The sequence below is a fragment of the Planococcus soli genome (assembly GCF_016881065.1).
Classification (GTDB): Bacteria; Bacillota; Bacilli; order Bacillales_A; family Planococcaceae; genus Planococcus; species Planococcus soli.
Map to the genome: position 1 here is coordinate 19,633 of NZ_WXYN01000029.1, position 25,553 is coordinate 45,185.

At 46.6% G+C, this 25,553-nt stretch carries 30 protein-coding genes; 5 read left to right on the forward strand and 25 right to left on the reverse strand.

Annotated features, from left to right (window positions below; all coding sequences use genetic code 11):
• Positions 1–112: 112 nt before the first annotated feature.
• The 7 genes from GJB59_RS13345 to GJB59_RS13375 form a co-directional block, all read right to left on the reverse strand.
• Positions 113–436: an ArsR/SmtB family transcription factor gene (locus GJB59_RS13345; RefSeq protein WP_142830091.1), complete on the reverse strand. Its 324-nt coding sequence runs from the start codon at positions 434–436 to the stop codon at positions 113–115.
• A gap of 673 nt (positions 437–1,109) precedes the next feature.
• Entirely contained in the window at positions 1,110–3,113 is a 2,004-nt protein-coding gene (locus tag GJB59_RS13350; RefSeq protein ID WP_142830057.1) for an ABC1 kinase family protein, read from the reverse strand.
• 93 nt (positions 3,114–3,206) lie between these two features.
• Positions 3,207–3,554, reverse strand: coding sequence for an NUDIX hydrolase (locus GJB59_RS13355; protein WP_142830055.1), 348 nt, complete (start codon positions 3,552–3,554; stop codon positions 3,207–3,209).
• A gap of 6 nt (positions 3,555–3,560) precedes the next feature.
• A complete protein-coding gene (locus GJB59_RS13360; protein WP_142830053.1) occupies positions 3,561–4,469 on the reverse strand; it encodes an MBL fold metallo-hydrolase in 909 nt (302 codons plus the stop codon).
• A gap of 245 nt (positions 4,470–4,714) precedes the next feature.
• Positions 4,715–5,224, reverse strand: coding sequence for a P-loop NTPase family protein (locus tag GJB59_RS13365; protein ID WP_142830051.1), 510 nt, complete (start codon positions 5,222–5,224; stop codon positions 4,715–4,717).
• Positions 5,221–5,670 (reverse strand): SRPBCC family protein, encoded by a 450-nt coding sequence (locus tag GJB59_RS13370; RefSeq protein ID WP_142830048.1) that lies wholly within the window; start codon positions 5,668–5,670, stop codon positions 5,221–5,223. Before GJB59_RS13370 ends, GJB59_RS13365 begins: the two co-directional genes overlap by 4 nt.
• A gap of 15 nt (positions 5,671–5,685) precedes the next feature.
• Positions 5,686–6,138, reverse strand: a complete 453-nt coding sequence (locus GJB59_RS13375) for an SRPBCC family protein (protein WP_142830046.1) — start codon at positions 6,136–6,138, stop codon at positions 5,686–5,688.
• Positions 6,139–6,325: 187 nt separating this feature from the next.
• Between GJB59_RS13375 and GJB59_RS13380 the strand changes: the two genes are divergently transcribed.
• The gene (locus GJB59_RS13380; RefSeq protein WP_142830044.1) at positions 6,326–6,514 is read left to right on the forward strand and encodes a hypothetical protein; all 189 of its coding nucleotides are present in this window, start codon (positions 6,326–6,328) and stop codon (positions 6,512–6,514) included.
• Between the two features lie 76 nt (positions 6,515–6,590).
• Here GJB59_RS13380 and GJB59_RS19360 read toward each other — a convergent pair whose 3' ends face one another.
• From GJB59_RS19360 to GJB59_RS13425, 9 genes are all read right to left on the reverse strand, one after another.
• Positions 6,591–6,896, reverse strand: coding sequence for a TIGR04104 family putative zinc finger protein (locus GJB59_RS19360; protein WP_369122944.1), 306 nt, complete (start codon positions 6,894–6,896; stop codon positions 6,591–6,593).
• Between the two features lie 38 nt (positions 6,897–6,934).
• A complete protein-coding gene (locus tag GJB59_RS13390; protein WP_142830040.1) occupies positions 6,935–7,156 on the reverse strand; it encodes a hypothetical protein in 222 nt (73 codons plus the stop codon).
• Between the two features lie 171 nt (positions 7,157–7,327).
• Positions 7,328–7,915 (reverse strand): histidine phosphatase family protein, encoded by a 588-nt coding sequence (locus GJB59_RS13395; protein ID WP_142830038.1) that lies wholly within the window; start codon positions 7,913–7,915, stop codon positions 7,328–7,330.
• A gap of 103 nt (positions 7,916–8,018) precedes the next feature.
• Positions 8,019–8,396: a VOC family protein gene (locus GJB59_RS13400; RefSeq protein WP_142830036.1), complete on the reverse strand. Its 378-nt coding sequence runs from the start codon at positions 8,394–8,396 to the stop codon at positions 8,019–8,021.
• Between the two features lie 198 nt (positions 8,397–8,594).
• Positions 8,595–8,957, reverse strand: a complete 363-nt coding sequence (locus GJB59_RS13405) for a nuclear transport factor 2 family protein (RefSeq protein ID WP_142830034.1) — start codon at positions 8,955–8,957, stop codon at positions 8,595–8,597.
• A complete protein-coding gene (locus tag GJB59_RS13410; RefSeq protein ID WP_185960114.1) occupies positions 8,954–9,127 on the reverse strand; it encodes a hypothetical protein in 174 nt (57 codons plus the stop codon). Before GJB59_RS13410 ends, GJB59_RS13405 begins: the two co-directional genes overlap by 4 nt.
• 170 nt (positions 9,128–9,297) lie before the next feature.
• A complete protein-coding gene (locus GJB59_RS13415; protein ID WP_142830031.1) occupies positions 9,298–11,211 on the reverse strand; it encodes a PTS fructose transporter subunit IIABC in 1,914 nt (637 codons plus the stop codon).
• Positions 11,208–12,140 (reverse strand): 1-phosphofructokinase, encoded by a 933-nt coding sequence (pfkB, locus tag GJB59_RS13420; protein ID WP_142830028.1) that lies wholly within the window; start codon positions 12,138–12,140, stop codon positions 11,208–11,210. The genes GJB59_RS13415 and pfkB overlap by 4 nt, the downstream gene beginning before the upstream one ends.
• Positions 12,137–12,889 carry a DeoR/GlpR family DNA-binding transcription regulator gene (locus GJB59_RS13425; protein ID WP_142830026.1) on the reverse strand — a complete coding sequence of 251 codons (753 nt, stop codon included), beginning with the start codon at positions 12,887–12,889 and terminating at the stop codon, positions 12,137–12,139. Before GJB59_RS13425 ends, pfkB begins: the two co-directional genes overlap by 4 nt.
• A 193-nt stretch (positions 12,890–13,082) precedes the next feature.
• Between GJB59_RS13425 and GJB59_RS13430 the strand changes: the two genes are divergently transcribed.
• Together GJB59_RS13430 and ptsP are read left to right on the forward strand one after the other, a co-directional pair.
• The gene (locus GJB59_RS13430; RefSeq protein WP_142830024.1) at positions 13,083–13,352 is read left to right on the forward strand and encodes a phosphocarrier protein HPr; all 270 of its coding nucleotides are present in this window, start codon (positions 13,083–13,085) and stop codon (positions 13,350–13,352) included.
• Positions 13,349–15,067, forward strand: a complete 1,719-nt coding sequence (gene ptsP / locus GJB59_RS13435) for a phosphoenolpyruvate--protein phosphotransferase (RefSeq protein ID WP_142830022.1) — start codon at positions 13,349–13,351, stop codon at positions 15,065–15,067. Before GJB59_RS13430 ends, ptsP begins: the two co-directional genes overlap by 4 nt.
• Positions 15,068–15,113: 46 nt before the next feature.
• Here ptsP and GJB59_RS13440 read toward each other — a convergent pair whose 3' ends face one another.
• From GJB59_RS13440 to GJB59_RS13465, 6 genes are all read right to left on the reverse strand, one after another.
• Positions 15,114–15,833 carry a 3-ketoacyl-ACP reductase gene (locus GJB59_RS13440; protein WP_142830020.1) on the reverse strand — a complete coding sequence of 240 codons (720 nt, stop codon included), beginning with the start codon at positions 15,831–15,833 and terminating at the stop codon, positions 15,114–15,116.
• Between the two features lie 308 nt (positions 15,834–16,141).
• Positions 16,142–16,324 (reverse strand): hypothetical protein, encoded by a 183-nt coding sequence (locus GJB59_RS13445; RefSeq protein WP_142830018.1) that lies wholly within the window; start codon positions 16,322–16,324, stop codon positions 16,142–16,144.
• A gap of 125 nt (positions 16,325–16,449) precedes the next feature.
• Positions 16,450–17,394 (reverse strand): MBL fold metallo-hydrolase, encoded by a 945-nt coding sequence (locus tag GJB59_RS13450; RefSeq protein WP_142830016.1) that lies wholly within the window; start codon positions 17,392–17,394, stop codon positions 16,450–16,452.
• An 81-nt stretch (positions 17,395–17,475) separates the two neighbouring features.
• Positions 17,476–18,600 carry a radical SAM/CxCxxxxC motif protein YfkAB gene (yfkAB, locus tag GJB59_RS13455; protein WP_142830014.1) on the reverse strand — a complete coding sequence of 375 codons (1,125 nt, stop codon included), beginning with the start codon at positions 18,598–18,600 and terminating at the stop codon, positions 17,476–17,478.
• Positions 18,601–18,771: 171 nt separating this feature from the next.
• The gene (murJ, locus tag GJB59_RS13460; protein WP_142830012.1) at positions 18,772–20,292 is read right to left on the reverse strand and encodes a murein biosynthesis integral membrane protein MurJ; all 1,521 of its coding nucleotides are present in this window, start codon (positions 20,290–20,292) and stop codon (positions 18,772–18,774) included.
• A 61-nt stretch (positions 20,293–20,353) separates the two neighbouring features.
• Positions 20,354–21,373: an ATP-grasp domain-containing protein gene (locus GJB59_RS13465; protein WP_142830010.1), complete on the reverse strand. Its 1,020-nt coding sequence runs from the start codon at positions 21,371–21,373 to the stop codon at positions 20,354–20,356.
• Positions 21,374–21,624: 251 nt separating this feature from the next.
• Here GJB59_RS13465 and GJB59_RS13470 point away from each other — a divergent pair, with 251 nt between their 5' ends.
• Entirely contained in the window at positions 21,625–22,476 is an 852-nt protein-coding gene (locus tag GJB59_RS13470) for an NAD(P)H-hydrate dehydratase (protein WP_142830008.1), read from the forward strand.
• Positions 22,477–22,528: 52 nt separating this feature from the next.
• Here the strand turns inward: GJB59_RS13470 and GJB59_RS13475 are convergent, their stop codons facing one another.
• Entirely contained in the window at positions 22,529–22,996 is a 468-nt protein-coding gene (locus GJB59_RS13475) for a low molecular weight protein-tyrosine-phosphatase (RefSeq protein ID WP_142830006.1), read from the reverse strand.
• Between the two features lie 187 nt (positions 22,997–23,183).
• On the opposite strand from GJB59_RS13475, the gene GJB59_RS13480 reads away from it, so the two are divergent.
• Positions 23,184–23,606, forward strand: coding sequence for a DUF2892 domain-containing protein (locus tag GJB59_RS13480; protein WP_142830004.1), 423 nt, complete (start codon positions 23,184–23,186; stop codon positions 23,604–23,606).
• 63 nt (positions 23,607–23,669) lie between these two features.
• Here GJB59_RS13480 and GJB59_RS13485 read toward each other — a convergent pair whose 3' ends face one another.
• Positions 23,670–23,915, reverse strand: coding sequence for a hypothetical protein (locus tag GJB59_RS13485; RefSeq protein WP_142830002.1), 246 nt, complete (start codon positions 23,913–23,915; stop codon positions 23,670–23,672).
• Between the two features lie 145 nt (positions 23,916–24,060).
• Positions 24,061–25,491 (reverse strand): carbon starvation CstA family protein, encoded by a 1,431-nt coding sequence (locus GJB59_RS13490; protein WP_142830000.1) that lies wholly within the window; start codon positions 25,489–25,491, stop codon positions 24,061–24,063.
• Positions 25,492–25,553: the final 62 nt, after the last annotated feature.

The window sequence follows — 25,553 nt, forward strand, 5'->3', positions numbered from 1 at the left end:
TATTTGTGGTTCGTGTTCCCTGCCCTTTTCAAAAAGGCTGCAAACTATAAATATAGATATATCTAGAATAATCGATATGAAAAGTACACAGAGATTTGCTTTCCAAAAGGAATCAAATCTCCTGTTTCACGAATTCTGCAATTTTAGCCAAGGTCTCTTCGTTCCGTCTGTAATACGTCCACTGCCCGTAACGTACGGCTTCCAGCAATCCTGCCTTTTGCATGATGGACAAGTAATGGGAAACCGTCGATTGGGACAAATTTACCTTGTCCTGAATATCTCCGACACAGACGCCACCTTCGATGCTTACCTCCTTCGGCAAATGCGCTTGCTGTTTCGGAAAGTTCTTTTCGGGCTCTCTTAACCATTTCAGTATATCCAGACGGGTCTTATTCGACAAAGCTTTAAATACATCCAACTCATTTAAATTATCCATACCCGGATTATATATCGAGATTGTTCGATATGTCAATAAACTAAGCTTCAAATCTAAATCCACTTTCCTTACCCACTGGTAGAAAAAGTTAATATAGAAGATACCGATGCAATTGGCTTTAAAAGTATGATAAGGTAAAAATATGAAAGCGTATGAGAAAGAATGTGAACGATTGTTCTAGGGAAATTCAATCTAGGCTTGGCATTGCTGGTTCTGTTGGCAGCATTGCTCGGACTCTTCAGTGATCCCCTTGCCCTTTCTCCACCCCTGATGTTTGCATTAATTGCGATAGCTTTCTTATCTTTTGGTGTAGAAAAAATCCGATATGGCATGAAAAAAATCGGTTATCTATATCAGCTGCTGCCTCCCTTTTAGCAGCGGTCACTGTATAGTCTCTTTGCATAAGTCACCATGAAAGGTTGGGAACGCTTTGCTGATTTATTTTTTACTGGCTTTTGCAGTTGTCTTTTTAGCCATACTTCTGATTAGCATAATCGTTAATAAACTGTTAGGCACAGATGGTGAGTTTCAATGGCTGGCATCACTTGTCATTAGTTTTGTACTCACCCTCATTTTTTTAGCATTCTTGTAATTTAAGTGTGGTAATCGTAAATGAATCTTAATGCAAACAGCCAATAGAAAAAGCTGCACCCTAATTTAGGATGCAGCTTTTTCATGTAGTGCTTCGTTTCATATCGCGTATCGCCTGAATGGACAACCTGACCAGCAGAATGACACACAGGAACAGTCCCGTATACGCGGCGGTGTTTAAATAGACAGCATACTCCGTGTTGATAAACTGTGCTATGGCCAATAAGGCCGCTGAAACCAGCCCGAACGTAATGCCTGACATCAAAAGCACAAACCGGGAAAAAAGCTGCAGGACGAAATTGGCATTATGCTTATCGGAAAAGACGTCGTGATGCAGGATGATTTTTCCGCCTTCGATGCGTTGGATCAGCTGATCAGCACGTTTGGGCAATTTCATCATTTCCGGAATCAGCAATGCCAGTTCTTCTTCAAGGCGTTGTTTCGTTTCACGAGGTTCAGTAAACGGCTTTTTCAATACTGCGGTTTTGTATTTTTTTGCAAACACTTTGGCTTCTGTAAACATATCGAATTTCGGATCAATGGTGTGAAGCGTGCTGTCTAAACTGATCAAAGACCGGAGTGCCATTCCCACTGAGGGATAAAATGCCAAACCGAATTCGCGTACAATATCAAACATGGCATGAATAAGTTCTTCGGTCTGAATTTTATCGACGTAAGCGATTTTCAGCAGCAGTTGGCCAACAGCCTGTTCCAGTTTTTGGCGGTCGATCTGGCTATTGTCTTCCACTAACACGTTGATGGCATCACAAATGACTTCTGCATCATTTTGCTGGACCCCAATGATGAATAAATTCAGCCCGTCCTGCTGAGGAGCGGCCAGCCGTCCGACAGCACCAAAATCCAATAGAATGGGCTTGCCATCCTGTTGATCGATGAAAATATTGCCGGGATGCGGATCTGCGTGAAAAATGCCGGAAAACAGCATTTGTTCGAAAAAGGAAAACAACACGGTGCGGCCGAACTCTTTTTGGTCCACATCAAACTGATCAAATACGGCTTCCCCTCTGGAAATGCTTTTTCCATTGAAATACTGCATGACAATCAAGTTGTCGTTGCTGAACTCCCGGTAAACGTGAGGAATTTTAACCGGGTAATCGCTTTTCTTCAGTGCATTGGCGACTTGGATGGTGTTGCGGGTTTCAATTTCAAAATTGATTTCTTCCCGAAGACCGTTTGCAAAACCAACAGCCAGTTCCCGGAAGCCGATATTCTCGGCCCATTTTGATTTGCTGGCCACCCAATCAGCAAATTCAACCAGAATGTCCAAATCGTTGCGCATGATGCCTTTTACTTCAGGGCGCAGCAATTTGATAACTACGTTTTCCTGCGTCTGCCTTAAGACAGCCCGGTGCACCTGACCAATCGAGCCGGCAGCCAGTGGCTCCATGTCAAACTCCGAAAAAACGTCTTCGATACTTGCCGATAGAGAGTTCTTTAAAATCATTTTTACTTGCTCACTGGTCAGCGGTTTGACATCCTGCTGCAGTGTCTCCAGTTCTTCGATAAAGACCGGAGAAAACAGCTCAGTGCGTGTAGAAAGCACTTGCCCGAACTTGATGAAGATTCCGCCACTTTGTTCCAGCGTATCGCGGAAAGCAATGGCAAAATCCCGGTTGCTTTCCCGGTGGCGCGCATAGCGGATCGTCCGGGAAAAGCCGTTTCTGACAGCAATTTCGAGCACCTGGCTGAGGCGTTTCTGGCGCATCCAGCGGTGCCGCAGCCGGTGGTAGATGAATTTCTGGCCGGTGATGCGTTCTCCCCGTTCCCCGAGTTCGATAGGATCGAAAAGCTCAAAGAACAGGTAAAACAGCATCGAAATCAGCAGCATGCTGCCAATCCAGATGATGGAGCTGGCGTCCATAACGGCAAAAACAATGTTTTCGCTTAAAAAATCCGTATAGCGCAAATAAGAGTACCAATACACGAAGGTTGTTAAACTGACCCCCAACAGGACCGAAAGAATTCGTTTCGTGAAATTGACCTTTGAACCCATCAAACGGCCGCTTACGTAATAAATGAATAGAGCCACTGCCAGCAGTTCCAGTAACATAATGAAAAAGTTCATGGAGGGCATTTCTATCTCAACACCAATCCTCACCAGCAACAGGCCGGTTTAATTTCTTCAGTATACCAAAACTTTGCTAAATATTCTTTTGCATTACGGTTTTGGCTGAACAGGCTCCGGCAACTTGTGGATCAGGTCCAGCAAGCCGACCGGATACAGGGTGGTCTCATCAAGCGACAGCTCTTCCAAACTGATCCATTTTACAGTCGTCTGTTTGCTCCCTTCCGTAACCACAAAAGATTCAAAATCCAATTGGTGATCATTTTCAAATTCGACTTCATAAACAAGCGTGATTTCATGAAAAATCTGCTGTTTCAGCGTATATATGTTTTCCAGGACATCCATGTAGCGTACAATACGAACGTCGGCACCGATTTCTTCCTGAAATTCTCTCTTCAACGCATCAGCGGAAGGTTCACCAAGTTCAATCGTGCCACCCAGTGGCCGTTAAAAAGGGCCGTCCCCTCCTGAATGAGCGGTAAATTGCTGTTCCAAAAGGATTTCAGTCCCTCTTCTCAAAATTCCCAACGTGTTTGCACAGGGACGCAAATGCCGATTCTTTTTAATATTATAGTCTGCAACGACAGATGAAACGATATGGCGGGTGTCCCATTCCCTATTTGAAAACTGGACAATCGGATACGTTTTCTGAAAAAGCTGGCGATCGATGTCGCTTGGATGCATGCCTTCTGCGTAGAGCCCGGTGATGGTTTGCTGGAGGTTTTCCAGATGTATCAATTTCTGTTCGAGCAAAGCGCGGCCATTTTCCAAAAATCCCGCATGGCTGCAAAACACAGATTGGAATGGCAATGCCAATAATGTACGGAGCGATGCCAAAATGAGCGGAACCGACTCGCTTTTCATCATGACCCGTGTTTTAGGAGACACAAACAAGTCTCCAGTAAACAGGCGTCCGGATGCTTCATGAAACAAAGCGATGTTGTCGTCTGCGTGACCCGGTGTATGGATGACTTGCCAATCGAGTGTGCGGGAGCGGATCCGTTCACCGAGTGGTTGTGCTCGAAAAGCTTTGCGATTGCCCCACGTAATCTTGCGGTAGTTCGGATATTCTCCGTCCACTTCCACCCTCTCTATGCCGAGCGGATGGATTAAGAGCGGAATGCCTCCGTTCTCCTGCAGCCACGCCGCATTACCGGTATGGTCTTCGTGATGATGCGTCAACACCACCTGATCAAATGAATAATTATTGAAAAAATCCTGCAACTCTTCCTGCAGTTTTTCGGCACCAGTATCAATCAGCATGCCGTCTACTAGATAGACGAACACTTTACTGCGGGTTTCTTCAAGAATCCCTTCCACGCACAGCACCTGATCTTTTTCATACACGTTAATCATGTTATGTTCCCCCTATGCCTGAATTTATATATCCCTGCACTTTTTCTTCATGATACAAAATTTTACAGACTGCTGTCATCTGTAGCTTTTCAAAACCCTGCAGTTTTGACCGTAATTTTACTGGTTTCTTTCATTGTGATTTTTATGTAAGTTGATGCTGTCATTTTTTCGTTGTTAACGGTTTTGATTTTAGTATATAAACTTTATGTAGATTGCTACATGGGTAACGAAAAAAAGCAAATAAATTAGTTGCGACCAAATTTTGCCTTGAACTCTACAATTTCCTGTTGGTTTGTCAGAACTGCCGTTTTTTCAGGGAAGAATTTCAGCTGCTGCATGAATTCCGGCTTCATGACCTTTTCAAAATAACGGTTCCATCCATACATTTTTCTGAGCATGGCTAGACTTGGTCTGTAATTGGACTGTTCTTTTCCGGCCTTCTGCTTCAGATACCGGCTAATGAAGCGAAACGTTCGCGTGTGATACGGAAAATCCAGAAAAACGACCGCGTCAGCCTCCTGGAGAGCTCTTTTTGTCCTGCCGATATGGACCCCTTCAATGATCCAGTCAGCCTGTTCAACTGCAGAAACAAACTGCAGATCTCTCAAAGTTTCGGAATTGCGAATGTCTCCCCCTTCCTGCCGCTTCCAGACAAAATTATCTGTTTCAAAATGTGGGATGTCCAATTGGCATGCTAATTGCCGAGCCAACGTGGTTTTTCCGCTCCCTACAGAACCGATGATGTAAATTTTCATGATTCTGCCGCCTCTGCCACCCGCACCATCAGTTCTTCCACTTCCTGCTGGCTGCTGTTTTGCTGGTCAAGCTTCAGCAAGGTCCGTCCGACCAGGTTGGCCCCTCTATTCGATCCACTGTACACAAAAAGGGTCTTTTCTTCATCTATTCGGGACAGCACAAAACTTAGAGAAACTTGGAATAATCCAGCCGCGACAAAACCGATGTCTTTTCGCTTTTGCTGCGGGGAGTCCTCGTATGCAGTGATTTCCATGACATAGCTCACCACACGTTGGCCCATCCGGTTTTGCTGTGCGTATTTGGAGCCGACTTGATTGGGCGGCCCTTCAACCAATTGATGCTTTTCCAGCTGCGGCATAATCAGCTGCAGCTGTTCATCTGAAAACAAATCCCATACTTTGTCTATGGGCGCATGGATTATACGTTTTTCACTCCACTGGACCATCCAGATCCCCCCTGTCTACAATTTCAAGGCTTCGTCCCGCACACGCTCCATAAATGCCGTTACGGTCTGCTGGCGGGTCTTCTTGCTGCCTGACAGCAGCATGGCCTTGCCCATCAGCCCTTTACCCTTATTGGTCCCCTCGTAAATGAGCCTTGTCTGGTTTTCCCCTTCTTTCAAAAGCGTAAATGAATAAAACACTTGAAAGCTTTGTCCCATGTCAAATTGGGTTTGCTTGAGCTTCTTTTCCGGCAGGTCTTCATAGCCCACCGTTTCAACAATATAGGTTTGCAGTTGATTGCCTTCGTGGTAGCTTTGAGCGTGTTTGGCGCCAAGCTGATCAGGGCTGTTTTCCAGCAGGATATGCTCTTCCACTTTCGGCATGAGTTTTTGGATATTTTCATCCTGGAACAAGCTCCAGACATTATCAATCGAAGCATCAATAGTCATTTCTTCTTTCCATTTCACCATATACATATCTCCTCCAGTTTTGACTGTCTCTCAGACATTATCCCATGAGCTGGGCCGATATTCACGCGTCATCTTTCTGGCTATTGAGATGGGCTGGCACAATCGCTGTTCTCGGCAGCCTGTTGGTAACAACAGCTTGAATTTATCACCAGCATGTCTATAATGAAAACAGGAACGGAGTGATCGATTGAAGACGGCAACCATCTTGATTCTGCTCATTATTGTAATGCATGCCATTACTGCAGTGAACACACTGGTTTTTAACGGCATGCTGGCTGACCTGGTATTTTGGTTCAATTCAGCCCTATTCATGGGAGCGCTGGCTGTATACGTTTCGCGCATGGACAAAGACAAAAGAGCGGCAGAGAAAAAATGACAAAAGCCAACACCCCGATTTGGGAAGCGCTCTGGTATGCCAGAGTTTCTCTCGAATCGGGGTGTTGGCTCGATTTCTACGAAAGCGGTTCCTGCTCGTTTGACAGTTTGATCGTAAAGGGAAGAATAATCAGCGATAACAGAACCAGCAAAACTCCTGACAAGATATAAAAAACTTGATCCAAATCGAATAATGATCCTGATGCCAACAGGATAATTACAGGAATCATATAAGAGAAATAAGGCCTTGTTCTCGATTTTACGGAAACATATTGTCTTTTGCTGCAATTGGAACATAACTTGTTGCCCTTAAAACCCAGTTTAAGGGCAACAATCCAACTCCATTGGCAATTGCAGTTTTGGCAGGTAGGCATCACGTTCATTCCTTTCACTTAAAAGTTGAATCCTTGATAAGTTAAAGTTACGCCTTATTCTGCGTTTTTGGGATCAGGTAGAGAATTCCCATCACAGTCGGCGGGATCATCGGCAGCAGGAAGCCTAAATTGCTAAAGAAAAGGAACGGAGCCCCCAATGCACCACCACCAAAAAGCAATAAACCCAGTGATCTATTCTTAACACCATTAAACAGCAATAAAACTCCTGTTATCCCAATTGTGATGAAAAATATAAGGATCCAATTCATATCTTTCCCCCCAATAGATTTAAGCAGATCGAATGTTCCGTTATTTCCAGTGTAACCTTTTTCCAATTAAAAACCAAATGGCTCTTTAAAATAAAGAACCACCACCGTACACGGTTTTATGCCGTGTACGGTGGTGGTTCTAAATTGTTGCTGCATGTCAAAAGTTAAAACTTACCGTTCGCTCATGGAAGGCTCCAAATGGCTAACCTGGTTGTGGTTTTGGATCACCCATTTGTTCTGGTCAAAATGAATATGGCTCAGGCAGGCATTCAACAGGCGTGTTTTGCCAGATCCGATTTCGCCATCAGACAATTTGCCAAGCAAGGCATTGATGACTCCGCCGTGGGAAACGAGCAAAACCCGCTTGTCCGGATAACGGTCATTGATGATTTTCAAGCCCGTGGCTAAACGCTCACTGAACAAACTATTATCTTCCTGGTTCGGATAAAGCCGGTCAGGAAAAGTAAGGGCGCGCTCTTCAAAGGTCAAACCTTCCGCATCCCCAAAATGCTTTTCTGCAAACTCTTCCATTTCGACAAGCGGCAATTCCAGGGTTTTATTGATAATTTCAGCGGTGCGACGGGCGCGCTGCAGCGGACTTGTGATGATGAGATCCCAGTCAGAGGCAGCTAAATACGCCCCGCATTGCACGGCCTGCTGTGTTCCGGTTGCATTCAACGGAATATCCGTTTTCCCCTGGATTTTCCCTTGGGCATTCCAGTCGGTTTCACCATGGCGAATCAGGCAAACAATGGTCATATTTAATCACCCCTCGATTAATTGTTACTATTCCTCCATAGTAACACGAAACGCCATTCTGCTCACCCGAAAAGCCTGAAGAACAGGTGTTAAAAGATCCATATCAGTAGTTCGACAATTCAAGCAGATTGCCATCGGGATCCCGTATATAAAGGGAGTCAATTTCCCCCCGCGCGCCTGTCCGTTTAACCGGCCCTTCTTCAACCAATATACCCGATGCTGCTAAATGCTCCATCATCACAGGCAGCGCTGTCTCAGTGATAAAACACAGATCGCCGCTTCCCACTGTCGGGCGAGCCGCTTTGGGCATAAATTCATTGCCCGCTTCGTGAAGATTGATTTTCTGTTGGCCGAATGTTAGCGCAGTCCGCCCTTCCCCGAAACGGACAATCTCCATACCCAGCACTTTTTCATAAAACGCACAACTTTTCTCAATGGATGTAACTGTCAAAACCAAATGATCCAATCGACTGATGTTCATGCAAACACCCCTTTTTAGAATTTTAGATTTGGTTCTTGTATACCCTATTTTTTACTTAGTGGCTGTATTTGAATTGCTTTTATAAACCCTTATGTAAGTAACTACATTTATAATCCAAAACCCACTACCGTTCTTTTAAAACCAAATTTATGCAGTAAAAAACCCCTACACCTTCATAGGGGGCCAACTTGCAGCTATTCACTCTTTTATTTCGATGACGAAAGTCGTCAATTCTTTAACTTTTTTGCCGTCCATGACGTAGAAATCGCAGTAGGCGTAAATTTTCGGTTCGTCGGCAGTCCCTTTCTTTTTCATGGTGCCTTTTACGGCAGCTTCCCCATTTGAAGCGACAGAAAGGTCAATAACGAAATCCACGTCTTGATAGCCGTCCTCTACCCCAAATGCGGCATCTAAAAAAGCCGGTTTCCCAATGATTGGCTCTGAACCGATAATGGTCCATACAACATCCTCCGAAATATGATCTTCAATAAATTGCCGGTCTCCGTGAAAGAAAGCACTATTGAAATGGCAGAAAAAATCGGTGTTTTTTACTGCTGTCATTGCCAGCCGCTCCTTCCGGTCGTGTTATACCTTTCTCTTGTGTAACCGATACCCTGCATTGCCTGCTGTTTGAAATTCATTGTGCTCTTATAATGGTCAAGTTTCAAGCCGATCAAACTCCAACCGCCTTCACAGGTTCCCCTAAAAAACACAGTAATCGAACTTTTCACCTCTTCCCCCTCATTTATCCTTAAACGGCTCCATCTGCGGCTCCAACTGTATTTATTCAATACCCAAATTCCATTGAAATCAGTCGTGAATTCCCTTTTCCGCGAGAGTTTTTTGCATTTATTTTCAACAAAAAACCGCTCCAGGATTTCAGTCCTGGAGCGGTTGGAGATTATGCGGCTACTGCCACTCGTTTTTTCAATGTACCAGCAACAAGTGCGGTTACGACCGCACCGGCTATGATAGCCAATGCATACATCAAGATACTGCCAACGCCGCCGTCAACCAGGCCGACAACAAAGACGCCGCCATGAGGAGCGCGCAGCCCAATATCAAACAGCATCACCAATGCTCCAGTGACGGATGCTCCCGCTACTGTAGCTGGGATGACGCGAGCCGGATCGGCTGCGGCAAACGGAATGACACCTTCTGTGATAAAGCAGGCACCGAGGACGTACGCCGTTTTGCCGGCTTCACGTTCCGGTTTCGTGAATTTGGTTTTAAATAGCGTCGTAGCAAGTGCCAAACCAAGCGGAGGAACCATTCCGGCCGCCATGACCGTTGCCATGAAATTGAAGTTTTGCGCATCCAGCATTGCAATGCCGAATGTGTAAGCTGCTTTGTTGATGGGACCACCCATATCGATTGCCATCATGCCGCCAAGCAGCAATCCGACAAGCACCAAGTTCGTCCCGCCTAAGCTTTCAAGGAAAGAAGAAATCGCTGTGTAGACTTTCGTCAGCTGTGGATTCACAAGCATCATGACGATGCCGGTAATGGCGATTGCAAAGACTGGGTAGAATAAGACCGGTTTCAGGCCTTCCAAGGAATTTGGCAAACCAGAAAATGCTTTTTTAACCCCAAGCGTTACATAACCGGCAAGGAAACCAGCGATCAATCCGCCAAGGAATCCGGAACCACCGTTTGCTTCTTCAACACCGGTAACCGTAATGGCAATCAAACCGCCGATCATACCTGGTGCAAATCCGGGCCGATCAGCAATACTCATGGCGATAAAGCCGGCAAGTACTGGAACCATTAAGAAGAAGGCATTGCCGCCGCCGATGGTATTAAGCATAGCAGCGAATTCATTGTATTCAGGGCTGTCAGGATTTGAAGCGTTGATGCCCCAGAAAAACGAGATGGCAATGAGGATACCGCCCCCGACCACAAACGGCAGCATATTGGATACGCCGTTCATCAAGTGCTTATAAAATCCGCCTTTGGTTTCACCCGTATCGGCTTCGTCTTTTGATTTGTCGTGCTTGTAGGTCGGTGCATCACCTGTTACGGCACGGTTCAACAAATTGTCCGTTTCGTAGATCGCTTTGCCGACGCCCGTTTGGATAACCGGTTTGCCGTCAAAACGGCTCATTTCGACTTTCGTGTCTGCCGCTACAATAATGGCATCCGCTCCCGCAATGTCTTCAGCGGTCAACCGGTTTTTCACGCCGCTCGAGCCATTGGTTTCCACTTTCAACGCGATGCCCAGTTCTTTGGCACGTTCGTTCAGTTTCTCCGCCGCCATATACGTATGCGCAATGCCGGTCGGACAAGCGGTAACCGCTAAAATTTTCTGTTGGGTGCTGTCAGCCGGAATATTTTCCGCTGCTGTTTCAGGTTCATCAACCGATGCCTCTTTAGCAGAGACTACATCGAGCACTTCCTGCTTTGACTGGGCTGCCAGGATGTTCGTGCGGAATTTGTCATCCATCAGGAACGTTGCGAGGCGTGACAGCGCCTCCAAATGATCGTCATTTGCGCCTTCGCTTGCAGCGATCATAAAGAACAGGTTAGCCGGCTGGCCGTCCAGCGATTCAAAATCCAGTCCGCCAGTGGCGCGCCCAAAAGCGATGGCTGGCGATTTTACCGCAGATGACTTGGCGTGCGGAATGGCAATGCCGTCTCCGATGCCCGTAGTGCTTTGGCTTTCGCGTTCCAGAATAGCGGCCATAAATGCGCGTTTGTCCGATAATTTGCCTGCACGGTCCAATTGGGACGCCAGTTCTTCCAGCACTTCTTGTTTTGTGGCGGCGGAAAGGTTCAGGACAATGGTTTCTTCAGTTAATAGCTGAGTGATTTTCATTTCGTCACATCCTTTTCTTCATATGGGTAAATCTCTACTTCCGCGAGCAATTTTTCAACGTCTTCTTTGCGGCATAAATCTGATCGGAAAGCGGTTGCACTGCCGCTGGCAACACCGTAGCGGAATGCCAGCGCAGGATCTTGGCCTGTCGCATAGGAAGCGATAAAGCCGGATACCAGCGAATCGCCGGAACCGACCGTGTTGACGACAGTCCCTTGTGGCGCTTTCGCCATCAGGGCTGTGTCTTTGGTTACGAGCAGCGCCCCGTCTCCGCCCATGGAAACGACAACATGTTCAGTTCCCCGTGCCACCAGCTTGCTGGCATAAAAGTAGGCATCCCGGAGGCTCGTGATCTCCACGCCAAACAACTCACCCAGTTCCTGCTGGTTCGGCTTGATCAGGAAAACCGGTGCAGCCACTAGGCTTTCCAGTGCCGGGCCGGACGTATCAAGCACAAACCGGACTCCATTCGCCTGGCAGATGCTCGCCAGCTCCACAAAGTAATCGGCAGGGATTGAGCCTGGCAGGCTGCCGGCCAAAACGAACCAGTCATTCTCGTTCATTGCCTGTACTTTTTGGGTCAATGCCGCCAGTTGCGCCGCGTCCAGTTCTGGGCCCGGGCCATTCAGCTCGGTTTCCTTATCCGATTTTATTTTGACATTGATGCGGGTAATTTGGGCTGTCTGGATAAACTCCGCAGCGACCCCTTCATTTTTCAGAAATTCTTCTATATAGTTGCCGGTAAAGCCGCCCGCATAGCCAAGCGCTTTGTTGGAAATGCCCAGCCGCTTCAGGACGCGGGATACATTGATGCCTTTTCCTCCGGGGTAGTAGTAAACCTCTTCAGAACGGTTCAGTTTCCCGCTTTCAAATTCGGGTACATATACTGTGTAATCGATGGAAGGCGTAATTGTGCATGTATATATCATGGTGTCACGACCTTTACTATTGTCTTTTTTTGGAGCCCAGCATTGGCTTCTTTGGTAATTTCATCTACAATTAAAGTGGCGCGGTCCAAATCCATAATCTTGGCGAAACTGATTTTATTGGCTTTGGAATGATCAGCGAGCGCATAGGTCTTGCGCGCTAAGAGACTGGCCAGCTGTTTGACCGCTGCTTCTTCGGGGTCCGGCGTCGTGTAGCCATAGTCCGGATGAAAACCGTTGATGCCTAGGAAGCAGACGTCAAACCGATAATTCTGCAAAGCCTGGATCGTATGGGAACCGACAAACGCGCCCGTTCGCGGCTTCATCAATCCACCGGTCAAATAGGTGGTGATGCCTTGCTCGTTAAGAGCTTCAACGAGTGTCAGCCCGTTGGTCACGACCACCAGATCCTTGTCTTTCAGAAACGGAATCAGTTGAAAGGTCGTGGTGCCGGCATCCAGGAAGACACTGTCTCCTTGTTGAACGAGCGAGGAGGCATATTCCGCTATCCTGATTTTTTCTTTCAGAAACCGGGTGGATTTATCCGAAATGCTGGGTTCCATCAGATTTCTTCCTGGCAGGATAGCGCCGCCGAAAACACGCTCGAGTTTTTGCGATTGCTCGAGATCGGTCAGGTCCCTTCGGATCGTGGATTCCGATGCACCTGTCGATTCCACCAGTTCCTGTATTTTAACTGTCTGCTTTTCTTCCAGCAGCCCCAAAATATAGGCATGCCGTTCGTTGGTCAGCAAGTTATCACCTCTTCTATTAATAGAGTAAAAGTTCTGTTAAATAGATAATACTTGAAATCGCTTCCACAATCAATCATAATCGTTCATAAGCAATCAAAAAACGTCATTTTTTATTTTCATTCACTCAAAAGCCGTCATATTCGGTCAGCGGATGAACAAAAATGATTGCACACACTAAAGGAGGAAATTAATCATGGCAGAAAAACAATTTACAATCACAGACGAAGCAGGTATGCACGCACGTCCGGCATCAGCATTAGTTGGAGCAGTATCAAAATTCAAGTCAGACATTACAATTGAACACAACGGCAAAAAAGTAAACTTGAAATCCATTTTAGGTGTCATGTCTTTGGGCATTCCAAGCGGTTCAGTAGTAACAATTGCAGCTGATGGCGAAGACGAAAACGAAGCTATTGAAAGAGCAGCGGAAGTTATGAAGACTGAAGGGATTTCAAACCAATGACACAAACAATGTCCGGAATAGCCGCATCGAATGGAATAGCCATCGCTAAAGCTTTTCGCTTAGAGAATCCGGAATTGAATGTGGATAAGCGGACAATTTCGGATGTCGACGGTGAATTAAAGCTATTAACGTCGGCTTTGGAAACCTCAATTGCTGAACTTGAAGTGATCCAAAAGAAAACGGCCGAGACGATCAGCGATAAGGAAGCAGCGATTTTTGGCGCTCACCTGCTGGTCCTGAGCGACCCTGAACTGGTTGGTCCGATTACAGAACGAATCACGACAGACAAAGTCAATGCAGAGTTTGCGCTGCAGGAAACGACCGATATGTTCATCTCCATGTTCGAAGCAATGGACAATGAATACATGAAAGAACGCGCTGCAGATATCCGCGACGTCAGAAAACGTGTATTGGCCCACTTGCTGGGTGTCACGATCCAAAGCCCAAGCATGATTTCGGATGAGGTTATTATTATTGCAGAAGATTTGACGCCATCTGATACGGTTCAGTTAAACGCCCAATTTGTAAAAGGCTTTATCACCGATATCGGCGGCCGCACTTCCCACTCGGCAATTCTCGCGCGCACGCTGGAAATTCCGGCCGTGGTCGGCGCTAAAACAGCAATGGCGGACATCCAAAATGGCACTATTGTCATTGTGGACGGTTTGGATGGCACGATTTTGATCGCGCCTGAAGACAGCGTCATTGAAGAATACAAAAACAAACAGGCAGCCTATGATGAGCAAAAAGCGGAATGGGCCGTCTTGAAAAACGAAGCAACCGTTTCCGCTGACGGCCAGGCAGTTGAAATCGGCGCTAACATCGGTACACCAAAAGACATTGCAGGTGTTGTCGATAACGGCGGCGAAGCGATCGGCCTGTACCGCACGGAGTTCCTTTACATGGGACGTGACCAATTCCCGACCGAAGACGAGCAGGTGGAAGCCTACGCATCTGTCCTAAAAGGCATGCAAGGCAAACCGACCGTTGTCCGCACACTGGATATTGGCGGCGACAAAGAGCTATCCTACCTGGATCTGCCGAAAGAACTGAATCCATTCCTCGGACTCCGCGCAATTCGCCTATGCCTGGAGATGCCGGATATGTTCCGTACGCAGCTGCGTGCATTGCTGCGTGCCAGCGTACACGGCAACTTGAAAATCATGTTCCCGATGATTGCAACACTTGATGAATTCCGCGAGGCGAAAGCCCTTCTGTTGGAAGAAAAAGTGAAGCTGCAGACAGAAGGCATAGAAGTCAGTGATTCGATCGAAGTCGGCATCATGGTCGAAATTCCATCGACGGCTGTCATGGCAGATACCTTTGCCAAAGAAGTCGATTTCTTCTCGATCGGTACCAATGACCTGATCCAGTATACGATGGCCGCAGACCGCATGAATGAAAGCGTGTCGTATTTGTATCAGCCATTCAACCCGGCCATCTTGCGCCTGGTGAAAATGGTCATCGATGCCTCACACCGTGAAGGCAAATGGACTGGCATGTGCGGAGAAATGGCGGGAGACGAAATTGCGATCCCGATCCTTCTCGGCCTTGGCTTGGATGAGTTCTCGATGAGTGCCTCGTCAATTCTTAAAGCCCGTTCGCAGATCAGCAAACTGTCCAAAGCTGAAATGGCTCAGCACACAGACCGCATTCTGGCACTGAGCAATTCACAGGAAGTTGAAGACTACGTAACGAAGCTTTCAACTAAATAAAAAAACGAGCCGAGGGAATTTTTCCCCGGCTCGTTTTTTCTATGATTTAAAATGGATTGGTCGCCCACTGGCTGGAAGTCGGTATAAAGATTCGCGGATGCAGCTTCAGCTGAGCCACCATGTATTCCGCTATATCTTCCGGCTGCATTAACTTTTCTTTTTCTTTCTCGGTTTCGCCTTCTTTGAACGTTAAGTCTGTAACAACCCGGCTTGGGGTCAAGGCAAAGACCCGAATGTTGTTTTTGCGGACTTCCTGCGACAGCGATTCTGTCATGCCCAGTACCCCGAACTTCGATGCACTGTAAGCACTTGAACCTTCTGACCCTCGCAGACCGGAACTCGAGGAAATGTTGATGATGTCTCCCCCGTTTTTCTTGATCATTTGCGGCAGCACCGTACGGGTCACATAATACATGCCCATTAAGTTGACATCAATGACCCGCTTCCAGTCTTCCGGCTCCAACTCCAAAAATGGACCGTACTTGCCGATTCCCGCATTGTTGATTAAAATATCAGCGGTTCCAAGTTCAGCCGTTAATTTTTCAACAGCCGCTTCTACTTGCTCTAAGTCGGAAACATCCGCCACTGCATATGCTACTCGGCCACGCAGTGATTTGATTTCTTTAGAAAGCTTCACTAAGTCCGCTTCTGTCCGCGCAATCAGCCCAACGTTGACACCTTCATTGGCTAATGCCAGTGCCGTGGCACGCCCTATTCCTTTTCCAGCCCCTGTTATAAAAGCAGTCTTCTCGGTCAATAATTGCATAATAAATAACTCCACCTCTCACTGATTACTTCCATTCATTAAACACCCGCAAATTTCAGGTGTGGATGTTTAATGCAGTTCTATTCAACTGTACGTTTTTTCTTTACCCTTAAGGGGTGGATAGATAAACAGCCTCACTCGAATTAATCGGATTATCGGCATATTTACTTATGAATAATATTATCTTTATATTCATAAGTAATTTTATTAAAATGAATTTTATTCAAAAATAAATTGTTGAGTAAATGAATTTTTATTTGACGAGACGCTGCCTTTATAATTCAAACGCTTCATAAAAGTCTATTCATTCAATCATCTGAAGCTTTATCTTTTTCTTTACGGGCTGTCTTTTGATATTGTTCTTCCTGCTGATTCTGCTTGTCTTCAGCTTCGAAATCCGGCAGCTGTTGTTCCGGACTGCCAGTAAATTCTTCATTTTTTTCTTTATTGGCTTCTTCTATTGACTCATTCTTTTTGTCTTTATTCATCATTCGAATCCACTCCTTATAACTGTCTTTAAGAATAGAATACCCGCTCAGGTTTTCTTTAATCCAATGCCCATATATTCTGCCTTTCTGATTACAAAACAAAAATGAACCTGAGCATATGCACAGGTTCATTTTTGTTTTGACAGCATATCCAATATGCCCATGGAACTGACTTGCATATCCAACCGGATGTATGGATAAACTTCGTGTCCGTCCGGTACACCCCTGGTTTTCAAATAGGCCTGGACCCTGTCGAACAAGCGGTCTGCCAATTGCTGAGAATCTAACCCGGTTTTAAACGCTTTGTTTCCTTCTTCTAAAAACACTTCCAGCCACCTCTCTGACTGGCGCAGCGCCCGTTCAGGATGGTCGGTTTTGCCAAAATGGCCATAATAGATGGCATCCAGTTGAGCCGCAGACATTCGTTCTATAGACTGCTGCATGGCTGCAGGATTGAATTGGTTTGGAGAAGTAGAAGGCAGATGCAGATCGATGCCTTCTCTTAGCAATTGGTCATAGCGTATGCCGACCGTATCCCCGGCGAACACGCCGTTGCTTACAGGATCGTAAATGCTGAAATGATGGTTTGCGTGCCCTGGGGTATCCCAAAATTCAAGCGTGCAGTCAGGTCCGATTTGGAGCTGGTCCCCCTCTGCTTTTATGAGCAGACGTTCTTCCGGAATCGCAACAATCGGTTCAAACAATTGTTCAAATTGATCTCCATAAACCATCCGTGCTCCCGCGGTCAGGCGGCTCGGATCGGACAGATGGCGTGCTCCTTTCGAATGAACGACCACTTTAGCGTTCGGACAATCCAGAAGCAGAAGGCCGGCCCCACCGGAATGGTCCAAATGGACATGTGTAACGATTATGTATTTGACGTCTTCAAGCGCGTGGCCCAAAGCAGCCAAACCTTTTTTGACATGCGGCACGGAAGGACTCGCGCCAGTGTCAACAAGTGTCAGCTCTTCTTCAGCAATAACATAGGTACCGGTCCTTTCAGGCAGCCCCAAATCAAACCCGTCAATTACGTGCAGGCGTTCAGTCAAGCGAATCGGTTGTTTGTCTTCCATTCTTTTCATCCCCTTTGCATTTTGACCAGCCAAAGACAGTGCTGTGTCCAGTGGCCAGATTGGAGTAGTTTACCCTCAGATCTACAAGTTAGACGTTTTTTTTGTAAAATCCAGTTCCGGGTAATAGGCGTTTTTCACAAGCAAATTTGGTCCCAGGCATTTGACTGCCGGGCAATGGCAGGCGATCGATTGGGCCAAAGGGCGTTCCAGCCAGCTGTCCAGCATCGCCGGCAAAGAATCTGTTTTGATATTGCCCATTGGCGGCGTATCGCCAAAATCCGTGACAATCACTTCGCCGGTGAAAATATTGACGTTGAGGCGGGAACGGCCATCCGGGTCATTGCGGACCGAGACGTTTTTGCTGCTGCGGATGCGTTTCAATAAAGCCAGTTCTTCGGCTTCTTCGCTGCATGGGTAAAACGGCAGTGTGCCGAACAGCATCCATATGCTGTCATCCCGGGTGTCAAGCAGATTGTGGATGGCGTTTCTCGTTTCTTCCAGAGACAGCACTTCCAGATTTGAAGCGAAATCGCTCGGGTACATCGGGTGAATTTCGTGTCTTGCGCATTTCATTTCTTCGACTATTTGTTTGTGGATATTTGCCAGATGGGGCAAAGTCCGCTCGTTCAGCATCGTCTCAGCAGAAACCATGACACCGGCTTCTGCCAATGCACGGCTATTGTCAATCATGCGCTGAAACTGTTCAGCACGCCGCTCACGGGAAGGCTTTCGTTCCATGTTGGCAAATCCGCCATCGATAAAATCATCCACTGTTCCCCAATTATGAGAGATATGAAGCACGTCCAGGTAAGGCGCAATCAGCATATACCGCTCAAGCGGCATGGTCAGATTCGAATTCATTTGTGTCCGGATGCCACGTTCATGGGCATATTTCAGTAAAGGCAGAACATAGCGCTCGACTGACTTTTTAGAAAACATCGGTTCGCCGCCGGTCAGGCTGATGGTCCGCAAATGCGGAATGTCATCCAGCCGGGACAATAACAATTCAACCGGCAATGCATCCGGATCCCTGTGCTCGAGCATATAGCCGACGGCGCAATGTTCGCAGCGCATATTGCATAAATAAGTTGTCGTGAACTCGATGCTCGATAAGGTTGGTTTACCATGTTGTTCAATATCCAAATAGGCCTCCCACGGATCATTTAAGGGGGTCATAGGCTTTTCAGCCTGTAAATTATGTAGCATATCATCAATCTCCTAATCAGTTATTCCATTATTAAGTATGCGCTTGGATGGGCTTTTTCGCAATACGAATAAGGATTCGGGCTTCTACAGAGAGAATCGGTTTAATTGCATGTGAAAAAGCCTCTTTTCTTTTCAGAAAGGAGGCTTTAAATGTTTACAAAAAACTCAATTTTACCGCTTCAAAATCTTCCTGCGCAATCCGGCCATCAAATCGTCGACATCCTCTATTTTCATCAGAGAGACAAGCACAAAGTAAATCGCACCAGCAAACAGGATTGCTGTGATAAGCGACAAGTTCAGTCCGGCTGCCGGCAATAGAAATTCATAGAGAAGTTTCGCCGATCCGCCCATTGCCAGTGAAGCCAATGAAATTTTCACAAAAGGCATGGAGATGTTCTTCATATCCAGCGGACCGATTTTTTTCCTTAGGCTGATATACAGCAGGAAGGTTCCGAAAATGGCCGCGATGCTGGTGGCTAAGGCCAGTCCGCCGATTCCCAAGTATTTGGATAAGATAAAATTCAGCACAATGTTCAGCAGCATAGCTATCGCTGCATTGATCATGGGTGTCCGTGTATCCTGCATGGAGTAGAACGCCCGTGACAGCACTTCCCGCAAGCCATAGCCGATCATGCCGATCGAATAAAAGAAAAAGGCCGCAGAAGTCATGGCAATCGCCTGCTCGTCAAAGGCACCCCGGCCAAACAGCAAAGTGACAATCGGTTCTGCAAAGAACAAAGAGCCCACTGTCGCGGGAATGACCAATAGATTGATGCCGGTGATCGCTTGTGCCAGCGCTTTTTTCAAGCCATCCAAATTGCCTTTGGAAGCCATTTTTGAGATCAATGGATACATGACCGTCGAAATGGAAACGACAAACACTCCCTGAACAAATAAATTAAGCGTATTGGCGTAATTCAATGCAGAAATGCCCCCAACGGAAATTTGCGATGCCAGGGTGCGGTCGATCAGTTTGTTGATTTGGTTGACCGAAGATCCGATAATGACCGGTATCGCAAGAAACAGCATGTTTTTGATGTGCTGATCCTTTAAATTGAAAATGAATTGATAGCGGAACCCTTTCCGGTAGGCAAAATAAAGCAAAATCACAAACTGGACGATAATGGCGACTACATTGCCGATCGCCAACAGCAGGATAAAGTCATACCGGTCGCTGAGGACTATCGATGCAATGAGGACAATATTGAGCGGCAACCCGATCAGAGTCGGCACCACGTAATACTTCTTCATATTAAGATAGGCGCTCAAAATGCGGATGGCCATCGTGAAGTAAATCCCCACGATGCTGATGCGCGTGAACGTAGTTGCCAATTCGAGAATGTCGCCCGTAAAGCCGCTGGCGAAAAGCTTAACCAATGTTTCTGTGAAAACCAACCCGGCAATGACAACAACAGTCGCCAAAGCGAAGAGGATATTCAGCAGATTGTTGGTATAGTCTTTGCTGGCGCGCTTGCCGTCTTTCTCTTCTATCCGGCTGTACATCGGAATATAGCCGGTTGATATGCCGGTCGCGACAAAGCCGAAGATGACGGTCGGAATCGTCAATGAAATTAAATAGGCATCACTGACTCCGGAGGCGCCATAAAAATACGACAGCGTGATGTCTCTGAAGAAACCGATAAACTTGGAGAAAATCGTTAACACCATGATGAGTATGACTGCTTTTTTCATAGGAACCCCAATTCGAACGTCTTTAGTTTAGTTGGCAGCTTTGTTATCCGAAAGCTGTCGGTTAATCTTCGTGGATAAAGAAGTGATCCCGGAAACGGATCATGCGTGTATTCCACCGTGGCTGGACTTCTGCCCGTTCGTTCAGCACATTGTACTGAAGATACAGGTACGGAAAGTTGACATCCGCTCCAAGGCTCATCACCTGGCTGCCGCAAAATCGAGCATTAACGTCCGTCAATTTATAGCCATCATCGGTTTTGAAGAATTGCAGATTCAAAAACCCGTTGTCCGCCAGCTCCTCTGTTATTAGAGTGGCTGCACGGATCAATGCTTCGTTATAAACCACTTTTCCGTCCAGCACAATTCCGCTTGAAACACCTGTCCGCTCACGTGGAACAGCAGTCACCACTTTCCCGTCATGGATCAGCACGTCAACGCTGTACTCCTTGCCGGAAAGATACTCCATTGCAATTCGCCGGTTGCTGGGATCCAGGTCACAGTAATCGTCTGCATTGACGAACTTATTTTTGCCAGCCCGCAAAGCCGACAGATAATTTTCCCGGTTGGTGACAATAGAGAATCCCATGGACCCGTAGCCCGTCACTTCTTTTACTACGACGTATGGTTCCCCTGGGAATGATTCTTTCAGTATCCTATGTATGTGTTGTGTTCCTGTAAAACCGACGTATTTAGGTATGTATTGGGACAAGCCACGCTCCAAGAGAAACTCATATGTTTTTTCTTTATCATTCAGCACCTCAAAGTTCCTGCTTTCAGGCAATGCCACAAGAACATCCAACTCACTTCGGAACTCATGGTATAAGGCAATTTCTTCATGCAAGGAAGGGAATATTACATCGATTTTTTCTTCTTCCACAATCTTTAAAATCGCCTGCTTATATAATTTTTCATCAGTAAACCGAGGGATTTGATAAGTTTTGTCGCAAAATTGATTGCCAGACGTCAGCGTGCGGCGGTCTGCGCCGACGGTATAAACGTCGTCTTTTCCCTGAAAACCGCGCAGCAGCCCTTGTGCTGTCGGCCCACCTATTCCGGTTACCAGTACATTGATCGTCTTCATCTTCCATCTCCCTCATCCATCAATTCATTTATTGCCCCTGTTTTGATAGAAGCGACATAAATTTATATTATCAGAATTTACAGGGTCTTTGGTGTTTTTTTTGCAATCGGTACAAAAGTTAAGTAACTTTAAGGGAATAGCCGACAGAAATTAAAAAATAGTTTTTGGAAGCAGTCTAATTGAGTTGATGCCCTTAATGGAGCATTGCGGCTTTGCTTCTTTAACAACTGAGTAAATAGGAGGAATGAAAAATGAACCCATCAATGGAAAAGCCAGGCCTATGGACAGAAGCACAAGTGAAAGCAACACTGCCACACAGAGGACAGGAAAGCCACAAAGGAAGCTACGGAACCGCTTTGCTGATTGCCGGCACGAAAGAAATGCCTGGCGCTGCTTTGCTGGCAGGGCTTGGTGCCATGAGAAGCGGAGTCGGCAAGCTGGTCATTGCGACAGAAGCCGGTGCAATGGGCATGATTGTTCCACAGCTGCCGGAAGCTACATATCTGCAGGATGGACTGCAGCAAATTGCACAGCACCAGGCTTCGGTTGATTCTTACCGTGCAGCAGCCATCGGTCCCGGAACCAATCCCTCCGGTTTGACGGAAGATGCCGTGCACGTTCTGCTCAAAAGCCCAATGCCGGTTATTCTGGACGCCGGCGCGTTAAGCCGCCGGACCTATAGTGAACGGCAAGCACCCATCATCCTGACGCCGCACCCTGCCGAGTTTTCCCGCATTACCGGGGTGGCTGTCGAGACAATTCAAGAAAACCGGGCTCATCACGCCGGCGTCTGGGCGAACAGATTAGGCGTTACCATCGTATTAAAAGGCCAAAAGACCATCACGGCATTTCCGGATGGGGAAATCTGGGCAAATCCATCCGGCAACAGCGCGCTTGCCAAAGGCGGCACCGGCGACACCTTGACCGGTATGATGCTCGGCATGCTGTGCTGCCATGAGAATTGGAAGCACGCAGTGTTGAATGCAGTTCACCTTCACGGAGCCTGCGCGGATGAGTGGGTAAAGCAGTACTCTCCCCATACGCTGCTGGCGCATGAATTGACCGGATTGCTTCCAGAAGTCTGGGCGCGATTTGAAAAATAAATTCAGTTGAAAACCGGCCGGTACTATTCACCGCCGGTATTCACTATTTCTTTTATTCGAAATTGCCATCCTCTTTTATTTTCAATAACAGAGCTTTACAGCCGTCCACAACCAGTTGGTAGGTTTCCTCAAAATTGCCAGTAAAGTATGGATCGGGAACGTCCTTTGAATGATCAGTCAAATCCAGGAACCGAAGGATTTTCGGGTGGTCCGGCTGGCCCAGCATCCAGCGGATATCGTCAATATTTGACTGGTCCATGCCGATAATAAAGTCGAATTTATCGAAATCCCCCTTTTGAAGCTGGCGCCCTTTTAAACCATGGACCGTGATGCTGTTATCTTTCAATATTTTCAATGTTCCCGGATGCGGGTCTTTGCCGACATGCCAGCCCCCTGTTCCCGCCGAGTCCACTTCCACTTTTTGGGACAAGCCTGCTTTATCCAATTGCTCCCGCAATACAGCTTCCGCCATCGGTGAACGGCAAATATTCCCAAGGCAAACAAACAAGATACGGATCATGCATTGTCCTCCTTTCCAATTTTTAGTATGCGTTCTTTGCACACTTATTTGATTATTATAGCACCAGCCGATATTTTCGGGCATTGCAGGATTTTTCCCTTCCCGAACCAGTTTATCAACGCAAAAGGGTTTAATGGATGCTTAATGCGGAATACTAACAACATACAGTGAAAGCGAGGAATCAATCATGGACACACAAATTCAGGCATTGCCTGCCACACAGACAAAAGTTGCCGAAGCAGGCCCCGACCACATTAATCAACAAATAGAACGGGAAACCGAAGCCCGCATCAATCATTTTAAACGCCAAGATTCCCAAGCGATCCACGAACGCATCGACGAACTGGAACGCGAATGGGATACCGGGAAAGTTCTAAAAGCCGCGTTGGCTGGCATTGCGCTGTCTTCCTCCCTCCTGGCGCTGACAACAAATAAGAAATGGGCGCTGTTAAGCGGAACCTCCAGTGCCTTTATGCTTCAGTACACGCTGCAAGGATGGTGCCCGCCGCTGTCTTTGATCCGTCGCAAAGGCGTTCGCACACCAAATGAAATACAGCTGGAAATACAGGCATTAAGAAATCTATTGAAAGACGAACACTACCCGCTGTAAAAATCGAAACCACAAAAACGGCTTATCCCATTTAAATGGGATAAGCCGTTTTTGTACCGGTATTCAAATCTTGAAATGCTGTTTACCGGTTGGTTTATTGCGAACTAGTTTTCCTTTGTAAATGACCCACAGCAAATAAAGTATGCCGATGATGCTCAATGAAAACAAAATAACCTGGTACGAAGCCAGGCCGCGGTGCATCATAGTTTCTGCATAGCGGATGCAATTCATCGAAAAAATCAATATCGGCAACCATAACCAATTATTAGAAATTGACTTTTCCCCCTTTTTACGAGCGACCGGCTCCATCTGCGAAAGCTTCTAATCATCTCAGCTTCTTATTGTATCAAAAAAACAGGAAAAATAAAGAGTTTTTATTTTACTTGCTCTGGCAACAAAATCCCGCCCCTTTAAATGCATAGAAAAAGAGCAGGCTGTGTTAGCCTGCTCTTTTTTATTCGACCGCAGCAACTGTCTGCACGTCTTCTTTTCGGTTCTTTCGGGCCTTGCCATAAAACAGGACAATAACGATGCCCGTCAGGATGAGACCGATAACAAATGAAACATTCAGATCCAAATTAAAGCCGATTTTCTGGTTGAGTATATAGACAAAAACCATATACGTAATAAAAATAGCCGGCGCAAGCGATACCAGGTAATTTTTACCCTGGATATAGAGATACATCGTGGCGATCCACAAAGCAATTGCCGCAGTCGCCTGATTGGCCCACGAAAAGTAGCGCCACAGCAGATTAAAGTCAATCTGCGTCAACACCGCTGAGATGATAAACAGGGGAACAGCGATAGCCAACCGTTTTACCAGCTTGGTTTGATCTACTTTGATGTAATCGGCAATGATGGAGCGTGCAGCACGGAATGCTGTATCGCCCGAAGTGATCGGCAAGACGATGGCGCCAAGAACGGCGATTGTACCGCCTACCGCGCCAAGCAAGGTCATGGATACTTCATTGACGACCGCTGACGGCGTCCCTGAGTTGATCAGGCCGCTCAATGTCTGGCCGTCAAAAATGCTCATGGCTGCAGCAGCCCAGATCATAGCGATAATGGCTTCAGCAATCATCATGCCGTAAAAGATGTAGCGGCCCTGGGATTCTTTTTCAACTGTCCGCGAAATGATTGGCGACTGTGTGGCATGAAAACCGGACAGCGCTCCGCAGGTAATGGTAAAGAACAAGATTGGGAAAATTGGCAAGTCGGCTGGATGCATGTTTGTAAAGTTCAATTCCGGTATTTTGTAATCGGAAAACAATAGCGCAAATCCAACGCCAAGGGTACCGACCAATAGCACAGCTCCAAAGTACGGATAAAGCCGCCCTATGATTTTGTCAATCGGCAAAATGGTCGATAGGAAATAATAAATGAAAATAAAGACAATTATGATGCCCACGGCAACTTTGCCATCCATTAAGATTGATAGCAACGATGCCGGTGTTGTAACAAATACGGTTCCGACCAATAACAGCAGCAGCAAAGCGAACAAATTGACGATATGCCGCGATGCCGCCCCCAAAAACTTGCCTGCAAGTTCCGGAATGTGAGCACCTTTGTTGCGGATGGAAATCATTCCGGTCAAATAATCATGAACCGCTCCTGCAAATATCGAGCCGATAACGATCCATAAAAAAGCGACAGGCCCATAAAGCGCCCCCATGATTGGACCGAAAATCGGTCCGGTTCCGGCAATATTCAACAACTGGATCAGTGCATTTTTGTGTTTGTTCATCGGCACAAAATCCACGCCGTCCGCATTTGCATAAGCCGGTGTTTTTCTCGCTTCCACCGGATCAAATAACTTTTCGATAAATTTTCCGTATGTAAAGTATGCCACCACTAAAATAACGATGGAAATTAGAAAAGTAAACATTGGACACCTCTGTTCTATTTTTGAAAACGCTTTCTTACTATAGTGAAAAAGTTTGCTGCTTT

Bases quoted from the DNA above. Each gene is read 5' to 3' on its own strand.
- GJB59_RS13480 (WP_142830004.1), top strand. From the start codon at position 23,184: ATGGACACACAAATTCAGGCATTGCCTGCCACACAGACAAAAGTTGCC.
- GJB59_RS13360 (WP_142830053.1), bottom strand. From the start codon at position 4,469: ATGATTAACGTGTATGAAAAAGATCAGGTGCTGTGCGTGGAAGGGATT.
- GJB59_RS13445 (WP_142830018.1), bottom strand. From the start codon at position 16,324: ATGATGAATAAAGACAAAAAGAATGAGTCAATAGAAGAAGCCAATAAA.
- GJB59_RS13365 (WP_142830051.1), bottom strand. From the start codon at position 5,224: ATGAAAATTTACATCATCGGTTCTGTAGGGAGCGGAAAAACCACGTTG.
- GJB59_RS13440 (WP_142830020.1), bottom strand. From the start codon at position 15,833: ATGCAATTATTGACCGAGAAGACTGCTTTTATAACAGGGGCTGGAAAA.
- GJB59_RS13350 (WP_142830057.1), bottom strand. From the start codon at position 3,113: ATGAACTTTTTCATTATGTTACTGGAACTGCTGGCAGTGGCTCTATTC.
- GJB59_RS13415 (WP_142830031.1), bottom strand. From the start codon at position 11,211: ATGAAAATCACTCAGCTATTAACTGAAGAAACCATTGTCCTGAACCTT.
- GJB59_RS13465 (WP_142830010.1), bottom strand. From the start codon at position 21,373: ATGAAGACGATCAATGTACTGGTAACCGGAATAGGTGGGCCGACAGCA.
- murJ (WP_142830012.1), bottom strand. From the start codon at position 20,292: ATGAAAAAAGCAGTCATACTCATCATGGTGTTAACGATTTTCTCCAAG.
- GJB59_RS13390 (WP_142830040.1), bottom strand. From the start codon at position 7,156: ATGAATTGGATCCTTATATTTTTCATCACAATTGGGATAACAGGAGTT.
- ptsP (WP_142830022.1), top strand. From the start codon at position 13,349: ATGACACAAACAATGTCCGGAATAGCCGCATCGAATGGAATAGCCATC.
- GJB59_RS13395 (WP_142830038.1), bottom strand. From the start codon at position 7,915: ATGACCATTGTTTGCCTGATTCGCCATGGTGAAACCGACTGGAATGCC.
- pfkB (WP_142830028.1), bottom strand. From the start codon at position 12,140: ATGATATATACATGCACAATTACGCCTTCCATCGATTACACAGTATAT.
- GJB59_RS19360 (WP_369122944.1), bottom strand. From the start codon at position 6,896: ATGAACGTGATGCCTACCTGCCAAAACTGCAATTGCCAATGGAGTTGG.
- GJB59_RS13475 (WP_142830006.1), bottom strand. From the start codon at position 22,996: ATGATCCGTATCTTGTTTGTTTGCCTTGGGAATATTTGCCGTTCACCG.
- GJB59_RS13400 (WP_142830036.1), bottom strand. From the start codon at position 8,396: ATGAACATCAGTCGATTGGATCATTTGGTTTTGACAGTTACATCCATT.
- GJB59_RS13430 (WP_142830024.1), top strand. From the start codon at position 13,083: ATGGCAGAAAAACAATTTACAATCACAGACGAAGCAGGTATGCACGCA.
- GJB59_RS13470 (WP_142830008.1), top strand. From the start codon at position 21,625: ATGAACCCATCAATGGAAAAGCCAGGCCTATGGACAGAAGCACAAGTG.
- GJB59_RS13370 (WP_142830048.1), bottom strand. From the start codon at position 5,670: ATGGTCCAGTGGAGTGAAAAACGTATAATCCATGCGCCCATAGACAAA.
- yfkAB (WP_142830014.1), bottom strand. From the start codon at position 18,600: ATGCTACATAATTTACAGGCTGAAAAGCCTATGACCCCCTTAAATGAT.
- GJB59_RS13345 (WP_142830091.1), bottom strand. From the start codon at position 436: ATGGATAATTTAAATGAGTTGGATGTATTTAAAGCTTTGTCGAATAAG.
- GJB59_RS13405 (WP_142830034.1), bottom strand. From the start codon at position 8,957: ATGACAGCAGTAAAAAACACCGATTTTTTCTGCCATTTCAATAGTGCT.
- GJB59_RS13490 (WP_142830000.1), bottom strand. From the start codon at position 25,491: ATGTTTACTTTTCTAATTTCCATCGTTATTTTAGTGGTGGCATACTTT.
- GJB59_RS13485 (WP_142830002.1), bottom strand. From the start codon at position 23,915: ATGGAGCCGGTCGCTCGTAAAAAGGGGGAAAAGTCAATTTCTAATAAT.
- GJB59_RS13375 (WP_142830046.1), bottom strand. From the start codon at position 6,138: ATGGTGAAATGGAAAGAAGAAATGACTATTGATGCTTCGATTGATAAT.
- GJB59_RS13450 (WP_142830016.1), bottom strand. From the start codon at position 17,394: ATGGAAGACAAACAACCGATTCGCTTGACTGAACGCCTGCACGTAATT.